Origin of the sequence: Actinomadura litoris, assembly GCF_009733595.1 — a bacterium.
Taxonomy (GTDB): Bacteria; Actinomycetota; Actinomycetes; order Streptosporangiales; family Streptosporangiaceae; genus Spirillospora; species Spirillospora litoris.
In genome coordinates this window covers 448965-475325 of sequence record NZ_WOFH01000006.1, presented here as the reverse complement: position 1 = coordinate 475325, position 26361 = coordinate 448965, and the positions used below count along the sequence as shown (strand labels likewise).

Genomic DNA, 26361 nt, shown 5'->3' with positions numbered 1-26361 from the left:
TCAGAGACCTTCGGTGCTGTGGACGATCCCGCCGTCGAAGACGGTCAGGGCGACGGGGACGTCCGGGAGGTCGTGGGGGTCGAGGGCGGTGAGCGTCCCGTCCAGGACGGTGACGTCGGCGGCCTTGCCGGGTTCGAGGGTGCCCTTCCAGTCCTCGGCGAAGTCCTGCCAGGCGGCGTTCACGGTGTAGGCGCGGACGGCCTCCGGCAGCCCGACGCGCTGCTCGGGGCCGAACGTCCGGCCGCTGGCCTTGGACTCGCGCAGCAGCATCGCCGCCACGCCCTGCCGCCAGTTGGGCGAGGCGACGGGCGCGTCCGAGCTGGCGGTGACCGGGATACCGGCCTCGATCGCCGATCGGACGGGATACTGGTAGGCCGCCCGCTCATGGCCGAGCTGCTCCTCCAGCATGTCAACGATCATCCATTTGATCGCCGGGTTCATGTTCGCGCCGAAGCCGTGCCGGGCGAGCTTGCGCATGCTCTGCGGCCCGAGCAGGTCGGCGTGGATCACGTAGTGGCGCGGGTCGTCGCGGGGGTGCTCGGCCTGCGCGGCCTCGAAGGCGTCCACGACGGCGTCGATGGCACGGTCCCCGGTGACGTGCACGCCGAGCTGGTGGCCGGCGACGTGCGCGAGCCGGATCATCTCGTTCAGCTCGCGGGTGCGCAGCGCGTCGGCGGCGCCGTGCACGCACAGGCAGCCGAAGTCGCCGCCGGGGTACTGGTCGCGCATCCACGCGGTCTCGTTGGGCGGGATGCCGTCGGCGAACAGCTTCACGCCGATGACGTTGAGGATGCGCGGGTCGACGTCCTGCGGGGTCTTCGCGTTCGCGAGCCCCTCGGCGATCTCGGCGGCCGAGCCGCTCATCCCGGTCAGCAGCAGCAGGACGCTGACGCGCGCGCCGAGGTCGCCGGCGCGGGCGAGGTCGCCGTAGACGTCCAGGGTGAGCTGGCTCGCGGCGCCCGCGAACAGGCTCTTGCCGCCCGGACCGAGGCCCGGCTCGGTGTAGCTGGTGATGCCCTCCCGCTGGAGGGCGCCCACCGCCTCGCGGATCGCCTGCTCGATCTGGGCGCGGGTGTAGGCGGGCAGGTGCCGCTGGAGGAGGTCCTGCGCGCCCTCGGCGAGCAGGCCGGTCGGGTTGCCGGCGCCGTCCACGTGGATGCGGCCGCCCTCCGGCGACTCGCTGTCGGCGGTGATCCCGGCGAGTTCCAGCGCCCGCGTGTTGGCCCAGGTGAGGTGGCCGCTGAAGTCCTGGAGGTACACGGGGTGGGACGGGGCGACCGCGTCGAGGTCGGTGCGGTTCGGCATCCGCCCGCCGTCGAGGCACTCGGTCAGGTAGCCGGGGTCCCAGCCGTTCCCGCGGATCCACTCGCCCTCGGGGGTGCGGGACGCCGCCTCCTTCACGGTGGCGACGATGTCGGCGATCGAGAGGACCGCCGGGTGCGCCACGTCCAGGGCGAGCGGCGGGCGGTTGACGCCGAACGCGCAGCCGTGCAGGTGCGAGTCGTTGATGCCGGGCAGGGCCGTGCGCCCGCGCAGGTCGACGACCTGGGTGCGGGGGCCGGCCAGCGCGCGTACGTCCTCGGTCGAACCGACCGCTGTGATCTTCCCGCCGGTGATGGCCACAGCCTGCGCCACCGAGAACCGCGCGTCGGCCGTGAGGACCTCGCCGTCCAGTAGCACCAGGTCCGGGGAGTGGTTCATGTGCGCCCCTGCTCCTTAATTTGGGCCCAAACGTATGGCGAACGTATGGGGCCAAACGATGAACGGTCAATCACGAACCTATAACAGAGTGACGCACTTCACTTCCCACTGGGCAGCATAAGGCCACCGGTCCCCCTACCGGGGGCCGGTGGCCGGCGTTTGCGCAGGTCAGCCCGCGAACGCCTCCTCAAGGACGTCGAGGCCCTCCAGCAGCAGGTGCTCCGGGATGACGAGCGGCGGCAGGAACCTCAGGACGTTCCCGTACGTCCCGGCCGTGAGCACGAGCAGCCCCTTCGCGTGGCAGCGGCGGGCGATCTCGGCGGTGAGCGCCGGGTCGGGCTCCTTGGTGCCCTCCCGGACGAGTTCGATCGCCACCATCGCGCCGCGCCCGCGCACGTCGCCGATCGCGCCGTACCGTCCCGCCAGCGCGCGGAGCCGGGGCAGCATGACCTCGCCGATCCGGCGGGCCCGCTCGGTGAGCTTGCCCTCCTCGATCTCCTCCAGGACGGCCAGCGCCGCCTCGCAGGCCAGCGGGTTGCCGCCGTAGGTGCCGCCGAGGCCGCCGCCGTGCACGCTGTCCATGATCTCGGCGCGGCCGGTGACGCCCGCCAGCGGCAGCCCGCCCGCGATGCCCTTCGCCGTCACGACGAGGTCGGGGACGATCCCCTCGTGCTCGCAGGCGAACAGGTCGCCCGTCCGCGCGAACCCGGTCTGCACCTCGTCGGCGACGAACACGATGCCGTTGGCCCGGCAGAACTCCGCGATCGCGGGCAGGAACCCGGGCGCGGGCTCGATGAACCCGCCCTCGCCCTGGATCGGCTCCACCACGACCGCCGCCACGCTCCGCGCGCCGATCTGCTTGGAGATCTGGTCGATCGCCTGCGCCGCCGCCTCCGGGCCGCAGTTCTCCGGCCCGGACGGCCACCGGAACGGGTACGCCAGCGGCATCCGGTACACCTCGGGCGCGTACGGGCCGAACCCGTGCTTGTAGGGCATGCTCTTGGCGGTCAGCGTCATCGTCAGCAGCGTCCGGCCGTGGTAGCCGTGGTCGAACACCACCACGGCCTGCCGCCCGGTCGCGTACCGCGCGATCTTGACGGCGTTCTCCACCGCCTCCGCGCCGCTGTTGACCAGGAACGACCGCTTCTCGTGGTCGCCGGGCGTGATCCGGTTGAGGTTCTCGCAGACCCGCACGTAGGACTCGTAGGGCGCGACCATGAAGCACGTGTGCGTGAACCGGTCCGCCTGCGCCTTGACCCGCTCGGCGACGCGCGGGTTGGCGTTGCCGACGCCGGTCACCGCGATGCCCGAGCCGAAGTCGATCAGGCTGTTGCCGTCCGCGTCGACGACCACGCCGCCGCCCGCGTCCGTCACGTAGACCGGCAGGACGCTGCCGACCCCCGGCGGCACCGCCGCGGCGCGGCGCTCCTGCAACTCCCGGGAGCGCGGCCCCGGGATCTCGGTCACGACGCGGCGCTCCTGCGGCAGGCGGCTCGAACCGCCGGAATCCTGGCTGGTCATGGCGCGAACATAAGCCGGACCGCGCCTACGATGAACCGTACGGGACGGCGAAATCCGCCCGCCCGGATGGACACCCTGCACAGAACCGCCGGACTAAGGAACCGCGATGCCGCCCACCCTCGCCGCCGTGGCCGCGCTGCCGCAGCTCGGCCTGCGGGTGCTCACCGGCCCGCGCGTCCCCGACACGCCGGTCGTCTGGGTCGCGGTCAGCGAGCTGGAGGACCCGACGCCCTTCCTGGAGGGCGGCGAGCTGGTGCTCACCACCGGAATGCGGCTGACCCCGGCGGGCGCCGCCCGCTACGTCGACCGGCTGGTCGGGCGCGGTGTCGCCGGGCTCGGCTTCGCGGTCGGGGTGATCCACGCCGAGGTCCCGCCCGAGCTGCTCGCCGCCGCCCGCGACCGCGGCCTCGTGCTGCTGGAGGTGCCGCGCCCGACCCCGTTCATCGCGGTCGGCAAGGCCGTGTCCCGCATGCTGGCGGCCGAGTGGTACGAGGACGTCACCCGCGCCTTCGGGGCCCAGCGCGAGCTGACCCGCGCCGCGCTCGCCGGGCCCGGCCCCCTCGTCGCCCGCCTCGCGCGGCTGCTCGACGGCTGGGCGCTGCTGCTCGACCCGTCCGGCGCCGTCCGGCACGCCGAGCCCGCCGCCGCCCGCGACCGCGCCGGGGCCCTGGCCGCCGACCTGGCGCGGCTGCGCGGCCCGAACGCCCGCCCCGCCGACGGCGCGCTGGCGAGCGTCGCGCTGTCGGTGCCGGGTGAGAACATCGTTTTGCAGCGGGTCGGGCTGAGCGGCAGGCCGCGCGGCTTCCTCGCGGTGGGCACCGAGGCGCCCCTCCCCCATGTCGCGCACACGATCGTGGGCGCGGCCGTCGCGCTGCTGACCCTCCAGTCCGAGGCGCCGCGTACGGGCCGCGAGACCCGGGCGGCGCTCGGCGCGCTGCTGCTCGGGCTGCCCCCGGCGGGCCCGGCCGTGCCGCGCGGGCCCGTCCGCGTGCTGGCGTGCGCGGGCCCCGTCCTGGACGCGCTGGACTCCGACCCGTCCGGCGAGCGCTGCCTGGCCGTCCCGCTGCCTGGCCCCGGCCGCCGGACCGCCGTCATCGTCCCCGACGACCTGACCGACGCCGTCACCTCGCTCCTGGCCCCGCCCCCACCGGCGTCGGCGCCACCGGCGTCAGCCCCGCCGGTGTCGGCGCCACCGGCCTCGACCGCGCCGACCTCGACCGCGCCGACCTCAAGCCCCCCGGCCGTCACCGGCCCGGTCGGGGTGAGCGACCCGGTCACCATGGCGACCGCGCGGGGCGGCGAGCTGGAGACCGCCCTCCAGCAGGCGGAGGAGGCGCGGAGCGCGGCCCGGCGCCACGGAAGGCCCGTGCTCCGCTACGCCGACCTCCCCGGCCAGGGGCTGCTCGGCCTGCTCGACCCCGGCGCGGCCCGCGGCTTCGCAACCGGCCTGCTCGCGCCGCTGCGCGCGGAGGGCCTGGTGGAGACGCTGCGGGCCTACGTCGCGGCGAACGGGCAGGGCGAGGCGGCGGCGCGGGCGCTCGGCGTCCACCGGCACACGCTGCGGGCGCGGATGCGCAAGGCCGCCGAGCTCCTCGACCGCGACCCCGACGACCCGGCCGTCCGCGCTGAGCTGTGGATCGCGCTGGCCGTGGCGTCCAGCGAGGACGACCGGATTGGACATCCTGGAGCCTCGCGTTCCGGCCCGCCGGAGATAGCGTGAGCGCATGAACGTGACCCCATTCTGGCTGGCCGGCCGGGCCGAGACCGGTGCCGGCGAGCTGACCGTGACGCACCCCTACGACGGCCGGGTGGTCGGGACCGTCGCCGTGCCGACGCCGGAGCAGGTGGAGGAGGCGCTGGCGGCGGCCGACGCGGTCCGCGCCGAGGCGGCGGCGCTGCCCCTGCACGTCCGCGCCGAGGCCCTCGCGCACGTGTCGGCGCGGCTCGCCGAGCGCGCCGACGAGGTCGCCCGGCTGATCACCGCCGAGAACGGCAAGCCGCTGCTGTGGGCGCGCGGCGAGGTGGCCCGCGCGGTCTCCACGTTCCGGTTCGCGGCCGAGGAGACCCGCCGGTTCAGCGCCACCACCCAGCGGCTCGACACCGACCCCGCGGCCGAGGGGCGGATGGCCTACATCACCCGCGTCCCCAAGGGCCCGGTGCTCGGCATCTCCCCGTTCAACTTCCCGCTCAACCTGGCCGCGCACAAGATCGCCCCGGCGATCGCGGTGGGCACGCCGATCGTGCTGAAGCCCGCCCCCGCGACGCCGCTGTCGGCGCTCCTGCTCGGCGAGCTGCTCGCCGAGACCGACCTGCCCGCCGGGATGTTCTCCGTCCTGACCGTCCCGAACGACCGCGCCGCCGCGCTCGTGGACGACCCGCGCCTGCCGATCGTGTCGTTCACCGGCTCGGTGCCCGTCGGCTGGGCGATCAACGACCAGGTGCCCCGCAAGCACGTCACGCTCGAACTCGGCGGCAACGGCGCGGCGGTCGTCCTGCCCGACGCCGACCTCGACTGGGCCGCCAAGCGGATCGGCCTGTTCTCCAACTACCAGGCCGGGCAGAGCTGCATCGCCGTCCAGCGCGTCTACGTGGACCGCTCCGTCTACGAGGCGTTCCTGCCGAAGCTGGTCGAGACCGTCGGCGGCCTGGTCACCGGCGACCCGTGGGACGACAAGACCCAGGTCGGCCCGCTGGTCAGCCAGGACGCCGCCGAGCGCGTCGAGTCCTGGGTGGACGAGGCCGTCGCCGCCGGGGCGAAGATCCTGGCCGGCGGCACCCGCGAGGGCGCGGCCTACGCGCCGACCGTCCTCACCGACGTCCCCGCCGACGCCAAGGTGTCGCGCGAGGAGATCTTCGGCCCGGTCATGGTCGTCCAGCCCGTGGACGGTGTCGACGAGGCGTTCGCGCTGGTCAACGACTCCAAGTTCGGCCTCCAGGCGGGCGTGTTCACCCGGAGCCTCGACATCGCGTTCCGCGCCCACCGCGAGCTGGAGGTCGGCGGCGTCGTCATCGGCGACGTGCCGTCCTACCGCGCCGACCAGATGCCCTACGGCGGCGTCAAGGACTCGGGCGTGGGCCGCGAGGGCCTCCGCTCCGCCATGGCCGACTACACGGAGGAGAAGGTCCTGATCTTCACCGGCCTCCCCCTCTGAAACGCCGGACGCGGGGCCCGTACAGGGCCCCGCTTTCGTCTGTTCAGGCGAGGGTCACGGTCACCGGCATCTCCTTGATGCCGTTCACGAAGTTGGAGCGGACGCGGCGGACGTCCCCCGCGAGGCTGATGCCGGCCAGGCGGGGCAGCAGCTCCTCGAACATCACGCGCATCTCCAGGCGGGCCAGCGCGGCGCCCATGCAGTAGTGCGGGCCGCCCTTCCCGAACGTGATGTGGTCGTTCGGGGTGCGGGTGACGTCGAACCGGCCGGCGTCCGCGAAGACGTCCTCGTCGCGGTTGCCGGAGGCGAACCACAGGACGACCTTGTCGCCCTCGCGGATCGCGGTGCCGTTCACCTCGGTGTCGCGGGTCGCGGTGCGGCGGAAGTGGTAGACGGGCGAGGACCAGCGGAGGAACTCCTCCACGGCGGTGGGCATCCGGGCGAGGTCGGCGCGCAGCAGGTCCGCCTGGTCGGGGTGGTCGATCAGCGCGCGCATGGTGTGGGTGATGGCGTGCCGGGTGGTCTCGTTGCCCGCGACGACCAGCAGCAGGAAGTAGTTGTCGAAGTCGCGGGCCGAGAGGGGCTCGCCGTCGATCGGGGCCTGGTTGACCAGGCGGCTGACGAGGTCGGTGGCCGCGCCGCCGCGCCGCCGGGCGGCCAGCTCGCGGCCGTATTCGAAGACCTCCAGCGACGCGGGGCTGCGGAAGGGCAGGTCGCGGTAGCGCTCGCTCTCGGCGCTGTGCAGCAGGACGTCGGCGTAGTCGGGGTCGGTGTTGGCGATGATCCGGTTGCCCCAGTCGATGAGGCGCTGGGTGTCGCCGTCCGGGACGTCCAGCATGCGGGCCAGGACGTTGATCGGGAAGTCGGCCGCGACCTCCTCGACGAAGTCGAAGGTGCCCTTGGCCAGCGCCCTGTCGAGGGTGCGGGCGGTGAGGCCGCGCAGGAACGTCTCGTAGCCGGCGACGGCGCGGGGGGTGAACTCGCGGGACAGGATCCGGCGGAGCGCCAGGTGGCGGGGGCCGTCGGTCTCCAGCATCGAGCGGCGGATCGCGGCCTGCCGCTCGTCCACCTCTTCGAGGTTGACGAACCTCTCCGAGGTGAAGGTGGCCTGGTCGCGGTCGGCGGCGACGATGTCGGCGTGCCGGGTCAGCGACCAGAAGCCGCCGCCGTCCTCCTCGGGGTTCCAGTGGACGGGCGCGGAGCGGCGCAGCGTCTCGAACATCCGCCAGGGGGTCTCGTCGTCCAGGAAGTGGTCGGGGTCGGCGAGGTCGACGAAGGTGTCGATCGGCAACGGGGGGCTCCTTGTCCGGGGGTCACAGGTGGTAGGCGTACTCGCCGAACTCCCAGTCGGTCACGTGGCGGTGGAAGCGGGCGACCTCGTCGCGCTTGTAGGTGAGGAACGCCGAGACGAACTCCTCGCCGAGCACCTCGACCAGGGCGGTGTCGGCGGCGAGGGCGTCCAGCGCGGTCGGCAGGTCGCCGGGCAGGACGGGGGCCTTGGTGGCGTCGTAGCCGTAGCCTTCGAGCGGCGCGGGCGCGCTGAGCTTGTCGCGGACGCCCAGGTAGACGGCGGCGAGCAGGCCCGCGATGCCGAGGTAGGGGTTGGCGGAGGCGTCCCCGAGGCGGACCTCCAGGCGGGACGCGGCGCCGCGCTCGGGCGGGATCCGCACCATCGCGCTGCGGTTGTCCAGGCCCCAGTCGATCAGCCAGGGCGCGAGCGAGTCGGGGCCGAACCGCTTGTAGGAGTTGATCGTCGGGTTGAACAGCGCGGCGAGCGCGGGCGCGTGCTCCAGGACGCCCGCGATGGCCTGGTGCGCGGTCTCGGACAGGCCGTCGGGGCCCTCGCCCTGGAAGAGGTTGCGGCCCTCGGCGTCCAGGCACGACAGGTGGACGTGGAAGCCGGAGCCGCCCTCGTCGTTGAACGGCTTGGCCATGAACGTGGCGAGCAGGCCGTCGGCCCGCGCGAGCTCCTGGACGGCGGCCTTGAACCGGAACGCGCGGTCGGCGGCGTCCAGCGCGGCGGAGTGGTCGAGGTTGATCTCGAACTGGCCGCCGCCGAACTCGTGGTTGCCCATCGTGACGCCGAGCCCGAGGTCGCGCAGGTGGCGCAGGGTGCGCAGCAGGTGCCCGCCGGTGTCGCCCTTGCGTCCGGCGGTGTAGACGTTCCCGGGCGCGTCGCTGTAGCGGCGCCAGCCGGACGGCGCGGAGGGGTCGGGCTCGCAGACGTAGTACTCCAGCTCGGGCCCGACGACCGGGTCGAGCCCGAGTTCGGCGATCTTGTCGATGGCGCGGCGCAGCACCTCGCGCGGCGCCTCGGCGGCGGGCTCGGCGCCGTCCGGCTCGAAGGCGTCGCCCAGGCAGGACGCGACGCCCTCCTCCCACGGCATGGTCACCAGCGTCGACAGGTCGGGGCGGATGCAGATGTCCGGCAGGCCCGCGTCGAGCCCGCCCGCGACCTCGACCGTGTCGCCCCGGGGGGTCGTGTGGTAGATCGCCCGGCAGAACGACAGGCCGTGCTCCATCACCGACGGCAGCCGCTCCACGAGCACGTCCCGCGCGCGTTCGACGCCGATCAGGTCGGTGAAGGAGACGCGGACGACGTCGACGCCGTGCGCGGTGAGCCGTTCCACCACCTGGTGGACGTCGCGGTCTGCTGCGGGGTCCTGTCGACTCACGCCGGGCTCTCCCTCTCGACGGGCTTTCGTTTGGGCTCAAACCATATGGCGGCCCGGGGTCTGTGACAAGACTCCCCGGCCACGGGTACTGATCACCAGTGGCCGGGTGGCGAAACCGCACCGCAGGGCCTATCGTACGGACCCAAACGACATTCCAGGAGGAGCGCGGTGGCATCCGTCCGAGGTTTCCTGTTCCCGAAGACCGCGACAGGCCGGTCGTCGCTGATCCCGAACCCGCCGTGGCACTACTCGGGCGACCTGCTCACCGTCGAGTACCGCACCGACCCGGCCCGCGTCGCCGCGCTGCTGCCCGCGCCCCTGTCCCCGGCCCCCGAGGACCCGGGCGCCGTCGCGATCATCTGGGCCGACTGGCAGTCGTGCTCGGAGTCCGGCGAGGAGCTGCTCGACCCCGTCCGGGCGCAGTACAAGGAGTGCTTCGTCGTGGTCCGCTGCTCGTTCGAGGGCCGGACGTACTCCCGCTGCGTCTACATCTGGGTCGACAAGGACTTCGCCATCGGGCGCGGCCTGCACCAGGGCTACCCGAAGAAGCTCGGCTCGATCCACCAGACCCGCCCCCACCCCTACGGGCGGGGCGCGCCCCGCATCGCCGCCGGCGGCCGGTTCGGCGCGACGCTCGCCGCCGCCGACCGCCGCCTCGCCGAGGCCGTCGTGACGCTGCGCGAGCCGTCGGAGACCAACGGGTTCGTCAACGGGCACCCGATGGCGCACCACCGCTTCCTGCCCTCGATCGAGCCCGGTCAGCCGCCCGCGCTGGACGAGCTGGTCGAGTCGGGCGCCGCGTCGTTCGAGGCCGGCCCCGCCTGGAGGGGCGAGGCCGACCTCCGCCTGTTCGACTCCCCCACCGAGGAGCTGACCGACCTCGCGGTGGAGGAGGTCATCGGCGCCTACTACCGCCAGGTCGGCGTGGTCTGGAACGGCGGCCGCCGCCTCGCCTAGGCTCCCGCGCCGATGCGGGCGTAGGCGTCGGGGCGGGCGGCGCGCAGGTACGCGGCGAACGCCGCGCCCAGCGCGGCGGCGACGAAGATCAGCCCCGGCAGCACCCAGGTGAGCGGCGAGCCCTTCTCGGCGCCGAGCAGCGCGTCGAAGTTGAGCAGGCTGACGACGAAGACGGCGCCCAGGCCGAGGAAGGCCAGCGCGGGCGCCGCGAGGCGGTTCCAGGTGTTCTCGCCCCGGTGGTCGCGCGCGAAGTAGCCGACCACCGAGGCCGAGGTGAGGGCCAGCAGCGCGATCACGCCGAGGGCGCCGAGGTTGGTGAACCAGTTGAACAGGCTCAGCACCGGGTCCTCGCCCGCGAGCGCGAACACCGCGACCACCCCTGCCGCCAGGGCGGTCTGGGTCGCCGAGCCGACGTGCGGGGACCCGTGCCGGGCGTGGGTGCGGCTGAGCGGGGACGGCAGCACGCCCTCGCGTCCGAGTGAGAAGAAGTAGCGCGCGACGGCGTTGTGGAACGACAGCAGCGCCGCGAACAGGCTCGTGATCAGGAAGATCTGCGCGAGGTCGGAGAAGAGCCCGCCGACGTGCTCCTCGGCCAGGACGAACACGAGCGCGGGCCCGTCCTTCCGCGCCCGCGCGATGATCTGGGACGAGCCGGTCCCCACGGTCATCGCCCACGCGGTGAACGCGTAGAACACGCCGATCACGGCGACGGCGACGTAGGTGGCGCGGCCGACGGTCCGGCGCGGGTCGCGGCACTCCTCGCTGTAGAGGGCGGCGGCCTCGAAGCCCATGAAGCTCGCCATCGCGAAGCAGAACGCGGCCCCGGTCGCGCCGGTGGTGGCGGCGTCGAGGCCGAGCGGGGCGGCCGACACGCCGTCCGGCGCGTCCGCGAGTTGGGCGGCGTCGAACACAAGGACGGTCAGGAACTCGACGGCGAGCAACACGCCGAGGACGCGGGCGTTGAGATCGACGCGGCGGAAGCCGAGGACCGCGACCACCGCGACCCCGGCGAGCGCGACCGCCCACCAGGGCGGGTCGAGGTCGGTCTTGGTCCTGAGGAAGTCGGCGGTGGTGAAGCCGAACAGGCCGTACAGGCCGATCTGCATGGTGTTGTAGGAGATGAGGGCCACGAACGCGGCGCCGACGCCGGCGACGCGCCCGAGGCCGTGGGTCACGTAGGCGTAGAACGCGCCCGCGTTCGCGACCGAGCGGCTCATCGCCGCGTAGCCGCCGGTGAAAACGGTGAGCAGCACCGCCAGCACGACGTACAGCAGCGGGATTCCGGTCACCCCGGTGACGGCGAAGGAGGTCGGCAGGCCGCCGGCGGCGACGGTCAGCGGGGCGGACGCGGCGACGACGAAGAATACGATCTCGGGGGCGCCGATGCGGCGCCGTCCGGACGCGCCGGACGAGGGGGGCGACGGGGACGAGGGGGGCGCGGCTTCCGGGATCGCCATGGGCAGCTCCAGTGCCGGTGCGGACCCTCGGGGAATATTCGTTTGGGCCCGCACGAGATGCGGATTGCGGGAGATCGTACGGGCCCGAACAATGACGGACAAGAGTAGATTCACCTTTCGGCCCGCGAGTATTCGACTACGCAGGGCTCCAGGGGAGGACGTACGTGACCGGGCATCACACACTGCAAGAGACCGAGCAGGCGATCCAGCGGCGGCTCGGCGACGTGCCCCTGCGCCACGACGCGATGATGGCGGTCTCCAACATCTACCGCGCGGCCGCCGCGATCCGGCAGCACTTCGAGAGCTCGGTGCTGCGCGGCGCCGACCTCACCTGGACCTCGTTCGTCGTGCTCTGGGTGGTGTGGATCTGGGAGGAGATGGAGACCCGCCACGTCGCCGAGGAGGCGGGCATCTCCAAGGGGACGCTCACGGGGGTCGTGAAGACGCTGGAGGGGCGCGGGCTGATCGAGCGCGGCGCGCACGCGCGCGACGGGCGGCTCGTCCTGCTGCGGCTGACCGACAAGGGGCAGGACCTCATGCGGACGCTGTTCCCGGCCTTCAACGCCGAGGAGGCGTTCGTGGTCGAGCGGCTGGACGGGGAGGAGAACCGGGCGCTCGCGCAGACGCTCCGGTCGGTCGTCGAGCACCTGGAGGAGGAGGGCGACGAGCGGCGGGCGGCGCTGCGGGCCGACTCCCCGCCGCCCCCGCCGCGCCGCTCGGGCCGCCGCCCCCGCTCCTGAGGACGGCCGCCGGAGAGCCTTGCCCGGCGATCGTTTGGGCCCGTACGATGACCGGATGACGCCACGCTTCGTACTCGTGCTGAGCGAGAACTGGACGCTGACCACCGGCCGTGACCTGCCCACGCTCGTCCGCTGGGCGCGGGAGGCCGAGGACGCGGGGTTCGACGCCGTGATGGTCAGCGAGCACGTCGTCCTCGGCCCGGACGCGGGCGCGGACGGCGTGATGGGCAACCCGCGCGAGTACGCGCTGCCCGGCAACCAGGACCCGTTCACGCCCTGGCCCGGCTCGCTGATGCTGCTCGGCGCCATCGCCTCGGTCACCACCCGGATCCGGCTGGCCGCCGCCGCGATCCTCGCCCCGCTCAGGCACCCGCTCGCGCTCGCCCGCGACATCGGCACGCTCGACCTGCTGTCGGAGGGGCGGCTCGTCGTCCAGCCGACGGTGAGCTGGAGCCGGGACGAGTACGCGGCGATGCAGGTCCCCTTCACCAAGCGCGGCGCCATCCTCGACGAGCAGCTGGAGATCTGGGACCTGCTCTGGCGCGGCTCCCCCGTCTCCTACAGCGGCGAGCACTTCTCCTTCGAGGACGTCTACTTCGAGCCGCGCGCCTACCGCCCGGACGGGCCGCGCATGTGGTTCGGCGGCCAGCACCTGCACCCGAGGCTCCTGGACCGGATCGTCAAGTACGCCCACGGCTTCCACCCGCTGGGCCGTCCGACGCCGGAGGAGCTGGAGACGCTCTCCGCCGCGATGTCGGCCGCCGGGCGCGACCTCGCCGACCTGGAGCGGATCGGCGGCTGCCGCCCGGTGTTCCCCGACGACCACTCGGTCTCGCCGCTCGCACCGGCGCTGGAGAGCATCCCCGAGCAGGTCGCGCAGGGGTTCACGACGTTCTGCATCAAGCCGTCCCAGTTCACCGACGACCCCGACGGGGTCGGCGCCTTCTGCCGCGAGGTGGTGAAGCGCACCGACGCGCTCATGTCCTGAGACGGGTCCTGAGACGGGGCGTACAGGTACGAGGCGGGGCGTCCCGGGGACGCCCCGCCGCCTCACACGCTCAGGACCGGGTGCGCCGGGCCGGGCACGGTCGCGGCGTCGACCATGCGCGCGACCAGCTCCTCGTAGGACAGCCCGGCGGCGGCGAACATCCTCGGCACCTGGGACTCGGCGGTCATCCCCGGCATCGTGTTGATCTCGTTGAGCACGGGCCCCTGGTCGGTGAGGAAGAAGTCGACGCGGGCGAGGCCCGCGCAGCCGAGGGCGTCGAACATCCGTACCGCCGCGCCGGTCAGGGCCTCCCGCTCCGCGTCGGAGATCTCGGCGGGCACGGAGAACCGGGCGGAGCCGTCGTACTTGGTCTCGGTGTCGAACAGCCCGTCGGTGTGGATCTCCAGCGGCGGCGCCGCCCACCGGCGGCCGCCCGCCTCCCGCAGCACGGCCAGATCGATCTCCCGGCCCGCGACGAGGCGCTCCACCAGGATCCGGTCGTCGTAGCGGGCCGCCTCGCGCAGCGCCTCGCGGAGGCCGGCCGCGTCGCGGGCCAGGGCGACGCCGTGGCTCGACCCGGCCGAGGCGGGCTTGACCACCACGGGGACCTCGAACTCGATGTCCGCGATGTCCGCCGCGTCCACCAGCCGGGCGGGGGCGGTGCGGATCCCGACGGCGTCGGCGACGAGCTTGGTCGTCCACTTGTCCATGCCGACCGCGCCGGCGCGCACGCCGGAGCCCACCATCGGCGTGTGGGCCAGCGCGCACAGCGCCGCCAGCGTCCCGTCCTCGCCGCGCGGGCCGTGGACCGCGGGGAAGACGGCGTCGGCGCGCTCCATCACGCCCAGCGCCGCCGCCACCGAGCCGGCGGCCCGCGCCCCGAGCACCTCCGTGCCGCGCCGCCACGTCCCGTCGCGGTCGATGGTCAGCTCGTCGACGTCGAACCCGCCGCGGCGGAGCGCCCCCGCGATCCCCGCCGCCGTGGCCAGCGACACCTCGTGCTCGGCGTTCTCCCCGCCGCCGATCACCGCGACCCGCCGCGCCATCCGCCGCTCCCCGTTCACCCGGTGCTCCCTGATCATTCCGACACTCCCTTTCACGCCGCCGGTCCCGCGGTCGCGTTCATGTACGGTGGGCGGCCGCCGTCGGGACGCGGCGCGCGGCGCCAGGGCTCGTCGCCGTGGGTGCGGCGCGGCCACCGCGCGGCGGCCGGGCTCGGCAGCCGGACGGGCGCGACCGTGCGGTACTCGAAGTGCCACCACTCGTTGTCGTAGATGCGGTAGAGGCCGTACCGCCAGCCGTGCCGTTCGAGCCACAGCGCGCCCTCGGTGGGACGGACGTCGAGGGCGAGCCCCCGCACGTGGCCGGACTCCTCCGGCGGCAGCACCCGGAGCCGCGCGGCGGCCACCGAGCCGGTGCGCGCCACCTCCGCGGCGAAGATCCGGTGCTGCTCCGCCGGGTCGCGGTATCCGGAGGTGAGGCCGATCAGCTGCTTGTCGCGCCAGAACGCCTCGGCCCGCGCGTGGGTGAACGCCGCGAGCGTCTGCGGCGCCAGCCCGCGCAGGTCCTCGGCCGGGAAGCGCAGGGCCAGGGCCCATTGGCAGGCCGTGAAGCGGGCGCGGCCCGGTGCGCGGCAGAAGGCGACCGGGACCAGCGACACGGCGACGAGCCGGGTGAGGGACGCGAGGACACGCGCCTTGATCGCCAGAGGTGGATTCGCGCTGCGGTGCATGCCTCCACTGAAGACGGAAGGCTGTTGCCACGGCGTATGCGGGAAACGATAAGTCCGCGATACACGGAGGCGCCCCTTCCGGACGGCCGTCCGGAAGGGGCGCGGGGACGCTGAGGGCGTCTGGGAGGGAGCCTGTCAGCGGCGGGGGGCGCGGATGCCCCGGAACTCCCAGTCGCCGCCGAACGTGGTCGAGATGACCTCCTCGGACTCGGTCGGCTGCGCGCCGCAGTCGTCCCGGATCGGGACGGGACCGGCGACGATGTGGTTGCGGAGCCGTCCGAGGCCCTCGGCCTCGACCTCGACGACGTCGCCCGGCTGGACGGGCCGCGAGTTGGCCGGGGTGCCCGACAGCAGCACGTCCCCGGGGTAGAGGGTGATCGTGCGGGCGATGTCGGCGACGAGGTAGTGCATGTCCCACTCCATCTCGTCGGTGCTGCCGTCCTGCACCAGCTCGCCGTTGACGTAGGTGCGCAGGTACTTGCCGTGGAAGTCCCAGCCGGTGACGAGGCCGGGGCCGAGCGGGCACAGCGTGTCCGAGCCCTTGACCCGCAGCATCGACCCGGCGTCGGTGTCGCGGAAGTCGTGCAGGCCGTAGTCGTTGGCGACGGTGTAGCCCGCGATGTACTCGCCCGCCTCCTTCGGCGACACGTTGCGCGCCGTCCGGCCGATGACGATCGCGATCTCGCCCTCGTAGTTGAGGTACTTGCACCGCTCCGGGCGGACGACCGCGCCGCCGTGCGCGTTCAGCGCCGAGATCGGCTTGTGGAAGAACGTGGGCGCGGGCGGCAGGCTGGTCTGGAACTCCTCCACGCGGCTGCGGTGGTTGAGGTGCACCGCGATGACCTTGGACGGCTCGCACGGCGGCAGGTGCACGGCCTCGTCGGCGCGGACGCGGCGCCCGTCCGCGCCGACCAGCTCCTCTCCGTCCCGCACGACCTGGGTCGCGGCGCCGTCGAGGAGGATCCTCCGGTATTCGGTCACGTCAGCTGGTCCATCCATGCTCGGGGCGGTCGAACCAGATGTGCACCTGGCCGGTACCGACGGAGTTCTCGTACTCGCTGTAGAGGCGGCCGGGGGCCGTGCAGGCGTGCTCCCCGAGCGCCCCGATCATCATGAGGTAGTGGCCGAAGCGGGCCTCGGGCTTGAACTTGAGGAACTCCGGCATGGTGTCCAGGACGCGGGCGTGGTCGCCCGCCTCAAGCCAGCCGATGCGCTCCTCGTCGGCCGCGCGGGCCTCGGGGGTGAAGATGTGCTCCGGTCCGGCCGCCTCGTGGTCGCGGATCACGCGCAGCGGCCAGAACGTGTGCGACAGCGCGCCCGACGCGATCAGCAGCACGCGGCGGTCCACGGCCGCGATCGCGTCGCCGAGGGCGCGGCCGAGGCGCAGGAAGTCCTCGGTGTCGGCGGTCTGGCAGACGCCGATCGAGATCCACCGGCGGCCGGGGTCGCCCAGGTAGGGGTCGTCGCGGACGCCGAGGTGCGTCCACAGGTTGACGGTCGCGTAGTAGATCGGCAGGTACGGGTCGTCGATCGGGGTGATGTAGGTCCCGTGCTTGCCGGCGTAGTCGGCGACGGCGCGGGCCAGCTCGGGGTCGCCCGGGAAGTCGTAGGGCATGCGGGACATGCCCCGCGGCAGCTCCTCGGAGGTGTAGAGCCCCGCGCGCCGGTCGTGCGCCGTGGTGACGAACTCGACGGTCGTGGCCCAGTGCGAGTCCAGGACGACGACGGTGTCGTAGTCGTCGCGCTCGAAGACGTCCGCGCGCAGCCGCTTCAGGCCCGGGACGAGCGTGGTGTCCTCGCCGTGGTTCAGCTCGCGCCGCGTCACCTCGGGGAGCACGATCGTCGGGACGTGCGCGAGCAGCCCCGCGCCGACTACCTCGCCCATGGCGCCGTCACCGTGTTCTTGAGGTCGCAGTAGAAGTCGAAGCTCCAGTCGCCGCCCTCGCGTCCCACGCCGGACTGCCGGGCGCCGCCGAACGGCGCCTTCAGGTCGCGGACGAAGAAGCAGTTCACCCAGACCGTCCCGGCCACGAGCCGCTCGGTGACGCGCCGCGCGCGCTCCCGGTCGCCCGTCGCGAGCGTCGCGGCGAGGCCGAAGCGGGTGCCGTTCGCCATCGCGACGGCCTGCTCCTCGGTTTCGAAGGTCTGGAGCGTCAGGACGGGCCCGAAGACCTCCTCGGTGAGGATCTCCGCGCCCTCCGGGGCGTCCGCGAAGAGGGTCGGGCGGTAGTACAGGCCGCCGAGGTCCTCGTTGGGGCCGCCGCCGATCAGCGCGCGGGCGCCCGCGTCCCTGGCGCGCCGGACGAAGCCGTCGACGCGCTCCAGGTGGCGGCGGTGGATCTGCGGGCCGATATCGGTCGCCTCGTCGCGCGGGTCGCCCTGCGTGAGCCGGCCCGCCTTCTCCAGGAACCGCCGGGTGAACTCCTCGGCGATCGAGGACTCCACGAGCAGCCGCGTCGCGGCGAGGCAGACCTGCCCGGCGTTGTCGTACTGCTCCACGGCGAGGTCGACGGCGAGGTCGAGGTCGGCGTCCGCGAAGACGATCAGCGGCGACTTGCCGCCCAGCTCCAGCGACAGCGGCGTCAGGTTGGGGGCCGCCGCGGCGGCGATCGTCCGCGCGGTCGGCACCGAGCCGGTGAAGCTGATCCGCCTGACGTCGGGGTGCGCGGTCAGCGGGCCGCCGACCTCGGCGCCGTAGCCTTGGACGACGTTGAACACCCCGTCCGGCAGCCCGGCCTCGGCCGCGATGTCGGCGAGGAGGGAGGCGGTCAGCGGCGTCCACTCGGCGGGCTTGAGCACGACCGTGTTCCCGGCCGCCAGCGCGGGCGCGATCTTCCAGGTGGCCAGCATCAGCGGGGCGTTCCACGGGGTGATCAGCGCGCAGACGCCCGCCGGGTCCCAGCTGACGTGGTTGGTGTGGCCGCGCGTCTCGAAGTCGTCGTGGCCGAGGTTCAGCAGCCAGTCGGCGAAGAACCGGAAGTTGTGGGCGACCCGGGGCATGACGCCGCGCCGGTGGGAGCGGATCAGCGCGCCGTTGTCGGCGGTCTCGACCTGCGCCAGCTCCTCGATCCGCTTCTCGACGCCGTCGGCGACCGCGTGCAGGATCCGCGCCCGCTCCTCCCGGCTCGTCCGGGACCAGGAGGGGAAGGCCCGGTGCGCGGCGGCCACCGCCGCCTCCGCCTCCGCGGCCCCGCCGCGCGCGATCTCGGCGATCGGCCGCTCGTCGATCGGCGAGACGTCGGTGAACGTCGCGCCGCCCCCGGCGGGGACGCGCTCACCTCCGATCCAGTGCCCGGTATCGACGGCGACGCCCGCGACTGTTGCCATCGCTGTGCACCTCCAGTTTGTTTGGTCCCAAATAATCTAGGAAGCGGGGATGGCGGCGGTCAACCCGCCGACGCTAATGTTTGGGTTCAAACGAACATTAGCGCGAGGAGGGGCCTCCGTGACCGACGTCCCGTACGAGGAGTGGCGCAGCCGTGCCGCCGGGCTCGTCCCCCACACCGGACACCACATCGACGGCGCGTTCGTCGACGGCCCGGGGAGCTTTCCCGTCGTCTCCCCGCGCGACGGGCGGACGATCGCGCACGTCGCCTCCGCCGACGCCGCCCGCGCCGGGGACGCCGTCGCCGCCGCCCGCGGCGCCTTCGACCTCGGCCCCTGGCCGCGCCTCGCGCCCGCCGAGCGCAAGGCCGCGATGCTGCGCTGGGCCGATCTCGTCGAGCGGGACCGCGAGAGCCTCGCGCTCCTGGTCAGCCTGGAGATGGGCAAGCCGATCAAGGACACCTTCGGGATCGAGCTGCGCGCCCTGATCAACTGCCTGCGCTGGTACGCCGAGGCCGCCGACAAGCAGCTGGACGAGTCGCCCCGCACGTCCGGCTCGTCGCTCGCGCTGATCACCCGGGAGCCGGCGGGCGTGGTGGCGGCGGTCGTCCCGTGGAACTTCCCGCTGACGATGGCGGCCTGGAAGATCGCCCCGGCGCTCGCCGCGGGCTGCACGGTCGTGCTGAAGCCCGCCGAGGAGTCGCCGCTGTCGGCGCTGCACCTGGCCGCGCTCGCCGCCGAGGCGGGGCTCCCGCCGGGGGTGTTCAACGTCGTCAACGGGCCGGGCGAGGTCGCCGGGCGCGCCCTCGGCGAGCACCCCGGCGTGGACGTGCTGGCCTTCACCGGCTCCACCGAGGTCGGCCGGCACTTCCTGCGCTACGCGGCCGGGTCCAACCTGAAGCGCGTCTGGCTGGAGCTGGGCGGCAAGTCCCCCAACATCATCCTGCCGGACGCCCCGGACCTGGACGCCGCCGCCGACACCGCCGCCTGGGGCATCTTCTTCAACGCCGGGGAGATGTGCAGCGCCCCGTCCCGGCTGCTCGTCCACCGCTCCGTCGCGGACCGGGTGCTCGACCGGATCACGGCCCGCGCCGAGTCGCTGCGCGTCGGCGACCCGCTCGACCCGGCCACCGAGATGGGGCCGCTCGTCTCGGCCGCCCACCGGGGCCGGGTGGCCTCGCACGTCGAGGCCGCGCTCGGCTCGGGCGCCCGGCTGCGCGCCGGCGGCGGCGCCCTTCCCGAGGGCGACGGCTTCTACCTCGCGCCGACGGTCTTCGACCGGGTCAAGCCGTCGATGCCGGTGGCGCGCGACGAGATCTTCGGGCCGGTCCTCGCCGTGCTGGAGTTCGACGAGGTGGAGGAGGCGCTCGCGATCGCCAACGACAGCGACTACGGGCTCGCCGCCGCCGTGTGGACATCGGACCTGTCCACCGCGCACCGGGTGTCGCGCGCCCTGCGCGCGGGGACGGTCTGGGTCAACTGCTACGAGGAGGGCGACATGAGCGTGCCCTTCGGCGGCGTGAAGCAGTCCGGCCACGGCCGCGACAAGTCGCTGCACGCGCTCGACAAGTACACCGACCTCAAGACCACCTGGATCGAGCTGTGACCGCCGCCAGGCCCCTCATCGCGATCCCGGCCCGGTTCTCGGCGGGCGCCTCCGCCCTGCGGTACGCGGCGGAGGTCGCGGCGCGGGCGCTGGTGGAGGCCGTCCACCGGGCGGGCGGCGAGCCGTTCGTCATGCACCCGGCCGCGCCGTTCGAGGCGTCCCGGCTGGCGCGCTGCGACGGCGTGCTGCTGCCGGGCGGCGGCGACCTCCACCCCCGGCACTACGGGGCCACGTCCGAGCACGAGACCCTCTACGACGTGGACGACCTCCAGGACGAGTTCGACCTGGCGCTCGCGTCCCACGTCCTGGAGAGCGGGCTGCCCACGCTCGCGGTCTGCCGGGGGTTCCAGGTCGTGAACGCGGTGCTCGGCGGCACGCTCGACCAGCACATGGAGCGCGACCACCGCCACCACGTCCACCCCGTGGCCGTCTCCCCCGGCACCCTGCTGGCCAAGACCCTCGACGCCGAGGAGACGGTCGCCTCCTGCTACCACCACCAGGCGGTCGCGACGCTGGCCCCGGGCCTCCGGCCGACCGCCCGGTCCGCGGACGGGACGATCGAGGCCGCCGAACTCGCCGAACCCTCCGGCGGGTGGTTCCTCGCCGTCCAGTGGCATCCGGAGGACACCGCCGCGACCGACCGCGCGCAGCAGTCCCTTTTCGCCGCGTTGGTCCGGGCGGCGAGCGGGGGCCGCCACGCACTGTAAGGGTTTGCCACGATGCGGTGCGTAGCGAGTTCCTGACAGAATGTAACGCAAGAAAGGCGAGATAAACCCCAAGACAGGACACCTAACGTTATGGCGGACAAGGCCGGGCTGTGCAGGGGCTTCAAGATCATGCTGGGCGCGGTCCTGGCGGGCGTCGCGGCGACGGCCCTGGTGGCGCTCGTCCCGCGCGGTGGGCGCCACCGCCGGGGCTCGCGCCGCCGCACGGCACCGGGCCCGGCGCCGGTGCCGGCCCTGGCCCGCTGACCCGGCAGGGAACGACTCGCCTTCGTCATCGCCGTACGACTTTCTATGGATGACCGCCTTTCGGCACCGCTATAGCGTGAGCGTCCATGAGGGCGGTGAACCTGGCGGTGGCGCTCGGCGTCGCCGTGAGCACCGCGTCCGGCGACCTCGGCGTCGGACGCTCGCTCGGCGAGCACACGATCGCCCGCCTCGACCCGCCGCTCTGGCTCGCGGTGCCCCTCGGCCTGCTGGTCGGCGCCGCGCTGCTCCGGAGCCGCCGTCCCGAGGTGCCGCTCGCGCTCGCCCTCCTCGCCTGGACGACGCTCGCCGCGTTCGTCGCCGTCATGGTCGCGCAGTACCGGCTCGCGGAGCGGACGCGGTCCCGGCGCCGGACCGCCGCCGCGACCCTGGTCGCGGTGCTGGTCCTCGGCGTACCGCTCTGGCGCCTCGGCGGCCCGGACGCGGCGGCGCCGCTGACCGCCGCGATCTGCCTGGCCCCCGCGCTGCTCGGCCTCTACGTCGGGACCCGGCGCGAGCTGATCGCCCGCGTCCGGGAGCGCGCCGACCGCCTCGAACGCGAGCAGCACCGGCGCGTCCGGCAGGCCCGCGCCGACGAGCGCGCCCGGATCGCCCGGGACATGCACGACGTCGTCACCCACCGGGTGTCGCTCATGGTGCTGAACGCCACCGCCCTGGAGGCCGCCGAGGGGCGCGACGCCGTCGCGGCGGGCCGCCGGATCGGGGACATCGGACGCGAGGCCCTCGGCGAACTCCGCTCGCTGGTCGAGGTCCTGCGCGCCGACGGCGAGGCGCCGCTGGCGCCGCAGCCCGGCCTCGCCGACCTGGCCGCCCTGATCTCCGACACGCGCCGCCTCGGCACGCCGGTCAGGTTCGAGGCGGTGGCCGAGCCGGGGTCCGCGCCGTCGGCGCTCGTCGAGCACGCCGTCTACCGGGTCGTGCAGGAGGCGCTGACCAACGCCCACAAGCACGCCCGCGGCGCGGGCGTCGAGGTGCGCGTCGTTCAGAGGCCCGGCGTCCTGCGGCTGCGCGTCGCCAACGGCGCGAGCCCGCAGGCCGCGCGCGGCGGCGGACCGCCGGGCGGCGGCCTCCCCGATGGCGGGTTCGGCCTGCTGGGGATCGCGGAGCGGATCCGGCTCCTCGGCGGGGAGCTGACCACCGGCGCCACGCCGCAGGGCGGTTTCGAGGTCAGGGCCGAGGTGCCGCTGTGATCCGGGTGCTGATCGTGGACGACGAGTGGATGGTCCGGGCCATGCTCCGCACCATCATGGAGACCGCGCCCGACATGACCGTGGTGGGCGAGGCCGCCGACGGCGGCGAGGCGGTCGAGCGGGCCGCCGCCCACCGTCCGGACGTCGTCCTGATGGACATCCGCATGCCCCGCCACGACGGCCTGACCGCCACCAGGCGGCTCGCGGGCCGCCACCGCGTCGTGGTCCTGACCACCTTCGACCTGGACGACTACGTTCGGACGGCGCTCGCCGACGGCGCGGTCGGGTTCCTGCTGAAGGACGCCACGGCGCAGGAGATGCTCACCGCCGTCCGCAGCGCCGCCCGCGGCGACGCGATGCTCTCCCCCAAGATCACACGGCGGCTGCTCCGCGACCTCGCCGGCACCGGGCGCTCCGAGGCGCGGAGCCGGCTGGACGTCCTCACCCCCAAGGAGCGCGAGGTGCTCGCCGCGGTCGGCGGCGGGCTCTCCAACACCGACGTCGCGGCCCGGCTGGCGATGAGCGAGGCGACCGCGAAGACCCACGTCAGCCGGATCCTCGCCAAGCTCTCCCTCGGCAACCGGGTCCAGGCCGCGATCCTCGCGCACCGCGCCGGCCTCCTCGACCCCTGATCAGACGGTGGCCACCTTGGTGAGGAAGGCGTCCACGAGGGCGTGGGTGCGGGCGGCGGAGGCGGCCTCGGTCCGGCGGACCTCGGCCAGGACGGCGCCGGGGTCGACGCCCTCGGCGCGCATGTGCGCGTCCCCGCCGTTGACCAGCCACGACTCCAGCTCGGCGGCGGTGATCTCCGGGTGGAACTGGAGGCCCAGCGAGCGCCCGAGGACGAAGGCCTGGGAACCGGCGGCCGAGCGGGCGATCTCGACGGCGCCGGGCGGCAGCGTCCAGCGGTCGTAGTGGAACTGGAACCAGGGGCCCGGCCCGACCAGCGACGGGTCGTCGGTCTCGACCTCCACCCAGCCCATCTCCGGACGCGGCGCGCGTTCGACGGTGCCGCCGAGCGCCGCCGCGAGCGCCTGGCCGCCGAAGCAGATGCCGAGGACCGGGACGCCCGCCGCGTGCGCCTTGCCGAGCATGGCCAGCTCGGGCGCCACCCAGGAGGCGACGACCGCGTCGTTGACCGACCACGGGGAGCCCATGGGGATGATCAGGTCCCACGCGAGCGGGTCGGGGAACTCGAAGTCCACGCCCGGGGCGTGGTGGAGGTCGGCGGGGACGATCAGGCGCTCTTCGAGGTCCCACCCGTGCTCGGTCAGGCGCTCGCCCACCGGGCCGGGGATCGACAGGTGGTCGTGGTGGATGAGCAGGGCGCGCACGGAACCTCCTTGGAACGTTGACCCCAAATCGTACGTACCCAAACGAAATATGGTCAACGGCGGCGGGTCAGGCGGGCGGCGGCCGTGCCGGGGGCGAGGCCCGACAGCCCGCGCTCGACCGCCCGCGCGGCGCGGCGGCAGAACGCGGCCGGTTCGGCGGAGGCGTCGGGGCGCTCGTCGACGATCGCGTCCACGATGCCGTCGCGGAGCAGGTCCGCCGCGCGGACGCCCTGGTCGGCCGCCAGTTCGGCGGCGCGGTCCGGGGTGCGGTGGACGATCACCGACGCGCCCTCGGGCGGCAGCGGGGCGAGCCAGGCGTGCCGGGCGGCGAGCACGCGGTCGGCCGGGAGGAGGGCCAGCGCGGCGCCGCCGGCGCCCTCGCCCAGCAGGAGGCTCAGCGTGGGAGCGGGAAGGGTGACGATCTCGGCGAGGCAGCGGGCGATCTCACCGCCCAGACCGCCCTCCTCGGCCTCGGCCGACAGGGCGGCGCCGGGGGTGTCCACGACCGTGACCAGCGGCAGCGCGAGTTCGGCGGCCAGGCGCATGCCCCGGCGGGCGACACGCAGACCGGCGGGCCCGAGGGGGTGGCCGCCGCGCTGGCCCGCGCGGTCCTGGGCGACCAGGACGCAGGGCGCGGCTCCGAAGCGGGCCAGGGCGAGGACGAGGCCCGGCGCCGCGTCGGCCGTGCCCGAGAGCGGGGTGACCAGGGTCGCGCCGTGGTGGATCAGGTCGCGCGCACCCGGACGGTTCGGGGCCCGCGACCGGACGACCGAGTCCCACACGGGATCGTCCGCGACCGCGGACGGCGGCTCCGGCACCTCGGCGGCGGGCGGCCTCGCGCACAGGACGTCCAGGGCGCGGGACACGGCGTCCGCCAGGCCGTCGACGCCGACCACGACGTCCAGCAGGCCCTTCGCGGCGAGGTTCTCGGCGACCTGGACCCCCGCCGGGAACGGCTCGCCGCGCAGCCCCTCGTGGACGCGCGGGCCGAGGAAGCCGATCAGCGCGCCCGGTTCGGCGGAGGTCACGTGGCCGAGGGAGCCCCACGACGCGAACACGCCGCCGGTGGTGGGGTGGCGCAGGTGGACGAGGTAGGGCAGCCCGGCGGCGCGGTGCGCCATGACGGCGGCGGTGATCCGCGCCATCTCCACGAACGCCGCCGTGCCCTCCTGCATGCGCGTCCCGCCGGAGCACGGCGCCGCGAGCAGCGGGAGGCGCTCGGCGGTGGCGCGCTCGACGGCGGCGACGATCCGGTCGGCGGTGGCGCGGCCGATCGAGCCCGCGAGGAAGCGGAACTCCGACACCACGAACGCGACGCGGCGCCCCCGCAGGAGGCCCGCGCCGGTGAGCACGGACTCGTCGCAGCCGCTGCGCACGCGGGCGGCGGCGAGCTCCTCGCTCTCGCCCGCGCCGATCGGGGCGTCCCAGGACGTCCATCCGCCGTCCAGGACGCGGCGCAGCAGCTCGCGCGCGCCCGGCCGCTCGGCCGTCCCGGTCACGCGGCCTCCTCCCTCGCCTTGTGCGGCGCCCTCCCTGCATGATGACCTCGTAGAACACGCCGCGCCGGGAGGGGAACGCCTTGTCGCCAGAGATCCACTTCGCCTCGGCCCGTGAGCTGGCACGCCGCGTCCGGGACCGGGAGCTGTCGGCGCGGGAGGTCGTGCAGGCCCATCTCGACCGGATCGAGGCGGTGAACCCGCAGGTCAACGCCGTGGTCACGGTGGAGGCCGAGCGGGCGCTCCGGGAGGCCGCGCGGGCCGACGAGCGGCTGGCGGCGGGCGCCGAGCCCGGCCCCCTGCACGGGCTGCCGGTCGCGCACAAGGACACCCACGCCACCGCCGGGATCAGGACGACGTCCGGGTCGCCGGTCTTCGCCGACCACGTGCCCGACACCGACGAGCTGGTGATCGAGCGGATGCGGGCCGCCGGGGCGATCGCGGTCGGCAAGACGAACGTGCCGGAGTTCGCGGCCGGTTCGCACACGTTCAACACGCTCTTCGGCGTCACCCGCAACCCCTACGACCTGTCGCGGTCGGCGGGCGGGAGCAGCGGCGGCGCGGCGGCGGCGCTCGCCTGCGGGATGCATCCGCTCGCGGACGGCAGCGACATGGGCGGCTCGCTGCGCAACCCCGCCTCGTTCTGCAACGTCGTGGGGTTCCGGCCCTCGCCGGGCCGCGTGCCGGCGTGGCCGGTCCCGGCGGGCTGGGCGACGATGGGCGTGCAGGGCCCGATGGCGCGCGAGGTCGCCGACGTCGCGCTGCTGCTGTCGGTGCTCGCCGGCCCCGACCCGCGCAGCCCGATCGCGCTGGACACGCCCGGCGGGACGTTCGCCGCGCCGCTGGCGCGCGACCCCGCGGGCCTGCGGCTGGCCTGGTCGCCCGACCTCGGCGGGATGGTCCCGGTCGACCCGGCGGTCACCGGCGTCCTGGAACCCGCGGTGAAGGTCTTCACCGACCTCGGCTGCGTCGTCGAGGAGGCGTGCCCCGACCTCTCCGGCGCGGACGAGGTGTTCCGCACGCTGCGCGCCTGGCAGTGGGAGCTGTCGCTCGGCCCGCTGCTGGACGCGCGCCCGGACGACATCAAGCCGTCGCTCCGGGAGAACATCGCCGCCGGGCGCGCCCTGTCCGGCGCCGACGTCGGGCGGGCGGAGGTGCTGCACACGGCGCTGTTCCACCGCGTCCGCGCGTTCTTCGAGCGCTACGACGCCCTGCTGCTGCCGGTCAGCCAGGTCCCGCCGTTCGAGGCGTCGCTGGAGTACCCGGGCGAGGTCGCCGGGCGGCCCATGCCCGACTACCTGGAGTGGATGCGCTCCTGCTTCCTCGTCTCGGCGACCGGCTGCCCCGCGCTGTCGGTGCCCGCCGGGTTCACCTCCGGCGGGCTGCCGGTCGGCCTCCAGATCGTCGGCCCGCACCGCGCCGACCTCGCCGTCCTGCGGATCGGGCACGCCTTCGAGCAGGCCACCGGGCACGGCCTCCGCCGCCCTCCGCTGTGAGCC

At 74.3% G+C, this 26361-nt stretch carries 23 protein-coding genes; 11 read left to right on the top strand and 12 right to left on the bottom strand.

The features are described from left to right. Together GNZ18_RS19825 and gabT are read right to left on the bottom strand one after the other, a co-directional pair. Positions 1 to 1701, bottom strand: coding sequence for an amidohydrolase (locus tag GNZ18_RS19825; protein WP_156217952.1), 1701 nt, complete (start codon positions 1699 to 1701; stop codon positions 1 to 3). Between the two features lie 168 nt (positions 1702 to 1869). Next, positions 1870 to 3222, bottom strand: coding sequence for a 4-aminobutyrate--2-oxoglutarate transaminase (gene gabT / locus GNZ18_RS19820; protein WP_156217951.1), 1353 nt, complete (start codon positions 3220 to 3222; stop codon positions 1870 to 1872). Between the two features lie 106 nt (positions 3223 to 3328). Here gabT and GNZ18_RS19815 point away from each other — a divergent pair, with 106 nt between their 5' ends. Continuing rightward, positions 3329 to 4942 carry a PucR family transcriptional regulator gene (locus GNZ18_RS19815; RefSeq protein WP_156217950.1) on the top strand — a complete coding sequence of 538 codons (1614 nt, stop codon included), beginning with the start codon at positions 3329 to 3331 and terminating at the stop codon, positions 4940 to 4942. A gap of 4 nt (positions 4943 to 4946) precedes the next feature. Continuing rightward, a complete protein-coding gene (locus GNZ18_RS19810) occupies positions 4947 to 6374 on the top strand; it encodes an aldehyde dehydrogenase family protein (protein WP_156217949.1) in 1428 nt (475 codons plus the stop codon). Between the two features lie 43 nt (positions 6375 to 6417). On the opposite strand, the gene GNZ18_RS19805 is transcribed toward GNZ18_RS19810, so the two are convergent. Both GNZ18_RS19805 and GNZ18_RS19800 read right to left on the bottom strand, forming a co-directional pair. After that, positions 6418 to 7665, bottom strand: coding sequence for a cytochrome P450 (locus GNZ18_RS19805; protein WP_156217948.1), 1248 nt, complete (start codon positions 7663 to 7665; stop codon positions 6418 to 6420). Positions 7666 to 7687: 22 nt separating this feature from the next. Further along, positions 7688 to 9049: a glutamine synthetase family protein gene (locus GNZ18_RS19800; RefSeq protein WP_312874630.1), complete on the bottom strand. Its 1362-nt coding sequence runs from the start codon at positions 9047 to 9049 to the stop codon at positions 7688 to 7690. Positions 9050 to 9217: 168 nt separating this feature from the next. Between GNZ18_RS19800 and GNZ18_RS19795 the strand changes: the two genes are divergently transcribed. Beyond that, positions 9218 to 10006, top strand: coding sequence for an acetoacetate decarboxylase family protein (locus GNZ18_RS19795; protein ID WP_312874629.1), 789 nt, complete (start codon positions 9218 to 9220; stop codon positions 10004 to 10006). Here GNZ18_RS19795 and GNZ18_RS19790 read toward each other — a convergent pair. Continuing rightward, a complete protein-coding gene (locus GNZ18_RS19790) occupies positions 10003 to 11463 on the bottom strand; it encodes an APC family permease (RefSeq protein ID WP_156217947.1) in 1461 nt (486 codons plus the stop codon). The two genes, GNZ18_RS19795 and GNZ18_RS19790, sit on opposite strands and share 4 nt — an antisense overlap. Before the next feature lie 164 nt (positions 11464 to 11627). Here GNZ18_RS19790 and GNZ18_RS19785 point away from each other — a divergent pair, with 164 nt between their 5' ends. Beyond that, positions 11628 to 12203 (top strand): MarR family winged helix-turn-helix transcriptional regulator, encoded by a 576-nt coding sequence (locus GNZ18_RS19785; RefSeq protein ID WP_214620506.1) that lies wholly within the window; start codon positions 11628 to 11630, stop codon positions 12201 to 12203. A 55-nt stretch (positions 12204 to 12258) separates the two neighbouring features. Next, positions 12259 to 13191 carry a TIGR03619 family F420-dependent LLM class oxidoreductase gene (locus tag GNZ18_RS19780; RefSeq protein ID WP_156217946.1) on the top strand — a complete coding sequence of 311 codons (933 nt, stop codon included), beginning with the start codon at positions 12259 to 12261 and terminating at the stop codon, positions 13189 to 13191. A gap of 62 nt (positions 13192 to 13253) precedes the next feature. On the opposite strand, the gene GNZ18_RS19775 is transcribed toward GNZ18_RS19780, so the two are convergent. The 5 genes from GNZ18_RS19775 to GNZ18_RS19755 form a co-directional block, all read right to left on the bottom strand. Then, positions 13254 to 14273 (bottom strand): D-alanine--D-alanine ligase family protein, encoded by a 1020-nt coding sequence (locus GNZ18_RS19775; protein WP_216651364.1) that lies wholly within the window; start codon positions 14271 to 14273, stop codon positions 13254 to 13256. A gap of 14 nt (positions 14274 to 14287) precedes the next feature. After that, positions 14288 to 14923, bottom strand: a complete 636-nt coding sequence (locus GNZ18_RS19770; RefSeq protein WP_156217945.1) for a M15 family metallopeptidase — start codon at positions 14921 to 14923, stop codon at positions 14288 to 14290. A gap of 135 nt (positions 14924 to 15058) precedes the next feature. Then, positions 15059 to 15904, bottom strand: coding sequence for a fumarylacetoacetate hydrolase family protein (locus GNZ18_RS19765; protein ID WP_214620504.1), 846 nt, complete (start codon positions 15902 to 15904; stop codon positions 15059 to 15061). 1 nt (position 15905) lies between these two features. Continuing rightward, a complete protein-coding gene (locus GNZ18_RS19760) occupies positions 15906 to 16808 on the bottom strand; it encodes a DODA-type extradiol aromatic ring-opening family dioxygenase (protein WP_156217943.1) in 903 nt (300 codons plus the stop codon). Further along, positions 16796 to 18250 carry an aldehyde dehydrogenase gene (locus GNZ18_RS19755; RefSeq protein WP_156217942.1) on the bottom strand — a complete coding sequence of 485 codons (1455 nt, stop codon included), beginning with the start codon at positions 18248 to 18250 and terminating at the stop codon, positions 16796 to 16798. The genes GNZ18_RS19760 and GNZ18_RS19755 overlap by 13 nt, the downstream gene beginning before the upstream one ends. A 118-nt stretch (positions 18251 to 18368) precedes the next feature. Between GNZ18_RS19755 and GNZ18_RS19750 the strand changes: the two genes are divergently transcribed. From GNZ18_RS19750 to GNZ18_RS19730, 5 genes are all read left to right on the top strand, one after another. Continuing rightward, complete coding sequence (locus tag GNZ18_RS19750) at positions 18369 to 19853, top strand: aldehyde dehydrogenase family protein (protein ID WP_312874628.1); 1485 nt, start codon at positions 18369 to 18371, stop codon at positions 19851 to 19853. Then, positions 19850 to 20560 (top strand): gamma-glutamyl-gamma-aminobutyrate hydrolase family protein, encoded by a 711-nt coding sequence (locus tag GNZ18_RS19745; protein WP_214620502.1) that lies wholly within the window; start codon positions 19850 to 19852, stop codon positions 20558 to 20560. The genes GNZ18_RS19750 and GNZ18_RS19745 overlap by 4 nt, the downstream gene beginning before the upstream one ends. A 90-nt stretch (positions 20561 to 20650) precedes the next feature. After that, complete coding sequence (locus GNZ18_RS19740) at positions 20651 to 20824, top strand: hypothetical protein (protein ID WP_156217941.1); 174 nt, start codon at positions 20651 to 20653, stop codon at positions 20822 to 20824. 86 nt (positions 20825 to 20910) lie between these two features. Next, entirely contained in the window at positions 20911 to 22032 is a 1122-nt protein-coding gene (locus tag GNZ18_RS19735) for a sensor histidine kinase (protein WP_156217940.1), read from the top strand. After that, positions 22029 to 22664: a response regulator gene (locus tag GNZ18_RS19730; protein ID WP_312874627.1), complete on the top strand. Its 636-nt coding sequence runs from the start codon at positions 22029 to 22031 to the stop codon at positions 22662 to 22664. Before GNZ18_RS19735 ends, GNZ18_RS19730 begins: the two co-directional genes overlap by 4 nt. On the opposite strand, the gene GNZ18_RS19725 is transcribed toward GNZ18_RS19730, so the two are convergent. Together GNZ18_RS19725 and GNZ18_RS19720 are read right to left on the bottom strand one after the other, a co-directional pair. Continuing rightward, positions 22665 to 23366 (bottom strand): type 1 glutamine amidotransferase, encoded by a 702-nt coding sequence (locus tag GNZ18_RS19725; protein ID WP_214620499.1) that lies wholly within the window; start codon positions 23364 to 23366, stop codon positions 22665 to 22667. It abuts the gene before it with no gap. A 53-nt stretch (positions 23367 to 23419) separates the two neighbouring features. After that, positions 23420 to 24865, bottom strand: a complete 1446-nt coding sequence (locus tag GNZ18_RS19720; RefSeq protein WP_312874626.1) for a carboxyl transferase domain-containing protein — start codon at positions 24863 to 24865, stop codon at positions 23420 to 23422. A gap of 80 nt (positions 24866 to 24945) precedes the next feature. On the opposite strand from GNZ18_RS19720, the gene GNZ18_RS19715 reads away from it, so the two are divergent. Next, a complete protein-coding gene (locus GNZ18_RS19715; protein WP_156217939.1) occupies positions 24946 to 26358 on the top strand; it encodes an amidase in 1413 nt (470 codons plus the stop codon). The last annotated feature ends 3 nt before the right edge of the window (positions 26359 to 26361 follow it).

What these genes read in the sequence shown, in the direction of transcription:
- GNZ18_RS19825 (WP_156217952.1), bottom strand. Translation starts at nt 1,701, where the DNA reads ATGAACCACTCCCCGGACCTGGTGCTACTGGACGGCGAGGTCCTCACG.
- gabT (WP_156217951.1), bottom strand. Translation starts at nt 3,222, where the DNA reads ATGACCAGCCAGGATTCCGGCGGTTCGAGCCGCCTGCCGCAGGAGCGC.
- GNZ18_RS19815 (WP_156217950.1), top strand. Translation starts at nt 3,329, where the DNA reads ATGCCGCCCACCCTCGCCGCCGTGGCCGCGCTGCCGCAGCTCGGCCTG.
- GNZ18_RS19810 (WP_156217949.1), top strand. Translation starts at nt 4,947, where the DNA reads ATGAACGTGACCCCATTCTGGCTGGCCGGCCGGGCCGAGACCGGTGCC.
- GNZ18_RS19790 (WP_156217947.1), bottom strand. Translation starts at nt 11,463, where the DNA reads ATGGCGATCCCGGAAGCCGCGCCCCCCTCGTCCCCGTCGCCCCCCTCG.
- GNZ18_RS19780 (WP_156217946.1), top strand. Translation starts at nt 12,259, where the DNA reads ATGACGCCACGCTTCGTACTCGTGCTGAGCGAGAACTGGACGCTGACC.
- GNZ18_RS19775 (WP_216651364.1), bottom strand. Translation starts at nt 14,273, where the DNA reads ATGATCAGGGAGCACCGGGTGAACGGGGAGCGGCGGATGGCGCGGCGG.
- GNZ18_RS19770 (WP_156217945.1), bottom strand. Translation starts at nt 14,923, where the DNA reads ATGCACCGCAGCGCGAATCCACCTCTGGCGATCAAGGCGCGTGTCCTC.
- GNZ18_RS19760 (WP_156217943.1), bottom strand. Translation starts at nt 16,808, where the DNA reads ATGGGCGAGGTAGTCGGCGCGGGGCTGCTCGCGCACGTCCCGACGATC.
- GNZ18_RS19755 (WP_156217942.1), bottom strand. Translation starts at nt 18,250, where the DNA reads ATGGCAACAGTCGCGGGCGTCGCCGTCGATACCGGGCACTGGATCGGA.
- GNZ18_RS19740 (WP_156217941.1), top strand. Translation starts at nt 20,651, where the DNA reads ATGGCGGACAAGGCCGGGCTGTGCAGGGGCTTCAAGATCATGCTGGGC.
- GNZ18_RS19735 (WP_156217940.1), top strand. Translation starts at nt 20,911, where the DNA reads ATGAGGGCGGTGAACCTGGCGGTGGCGCTCGGCGTCGCCGTGAGCACC.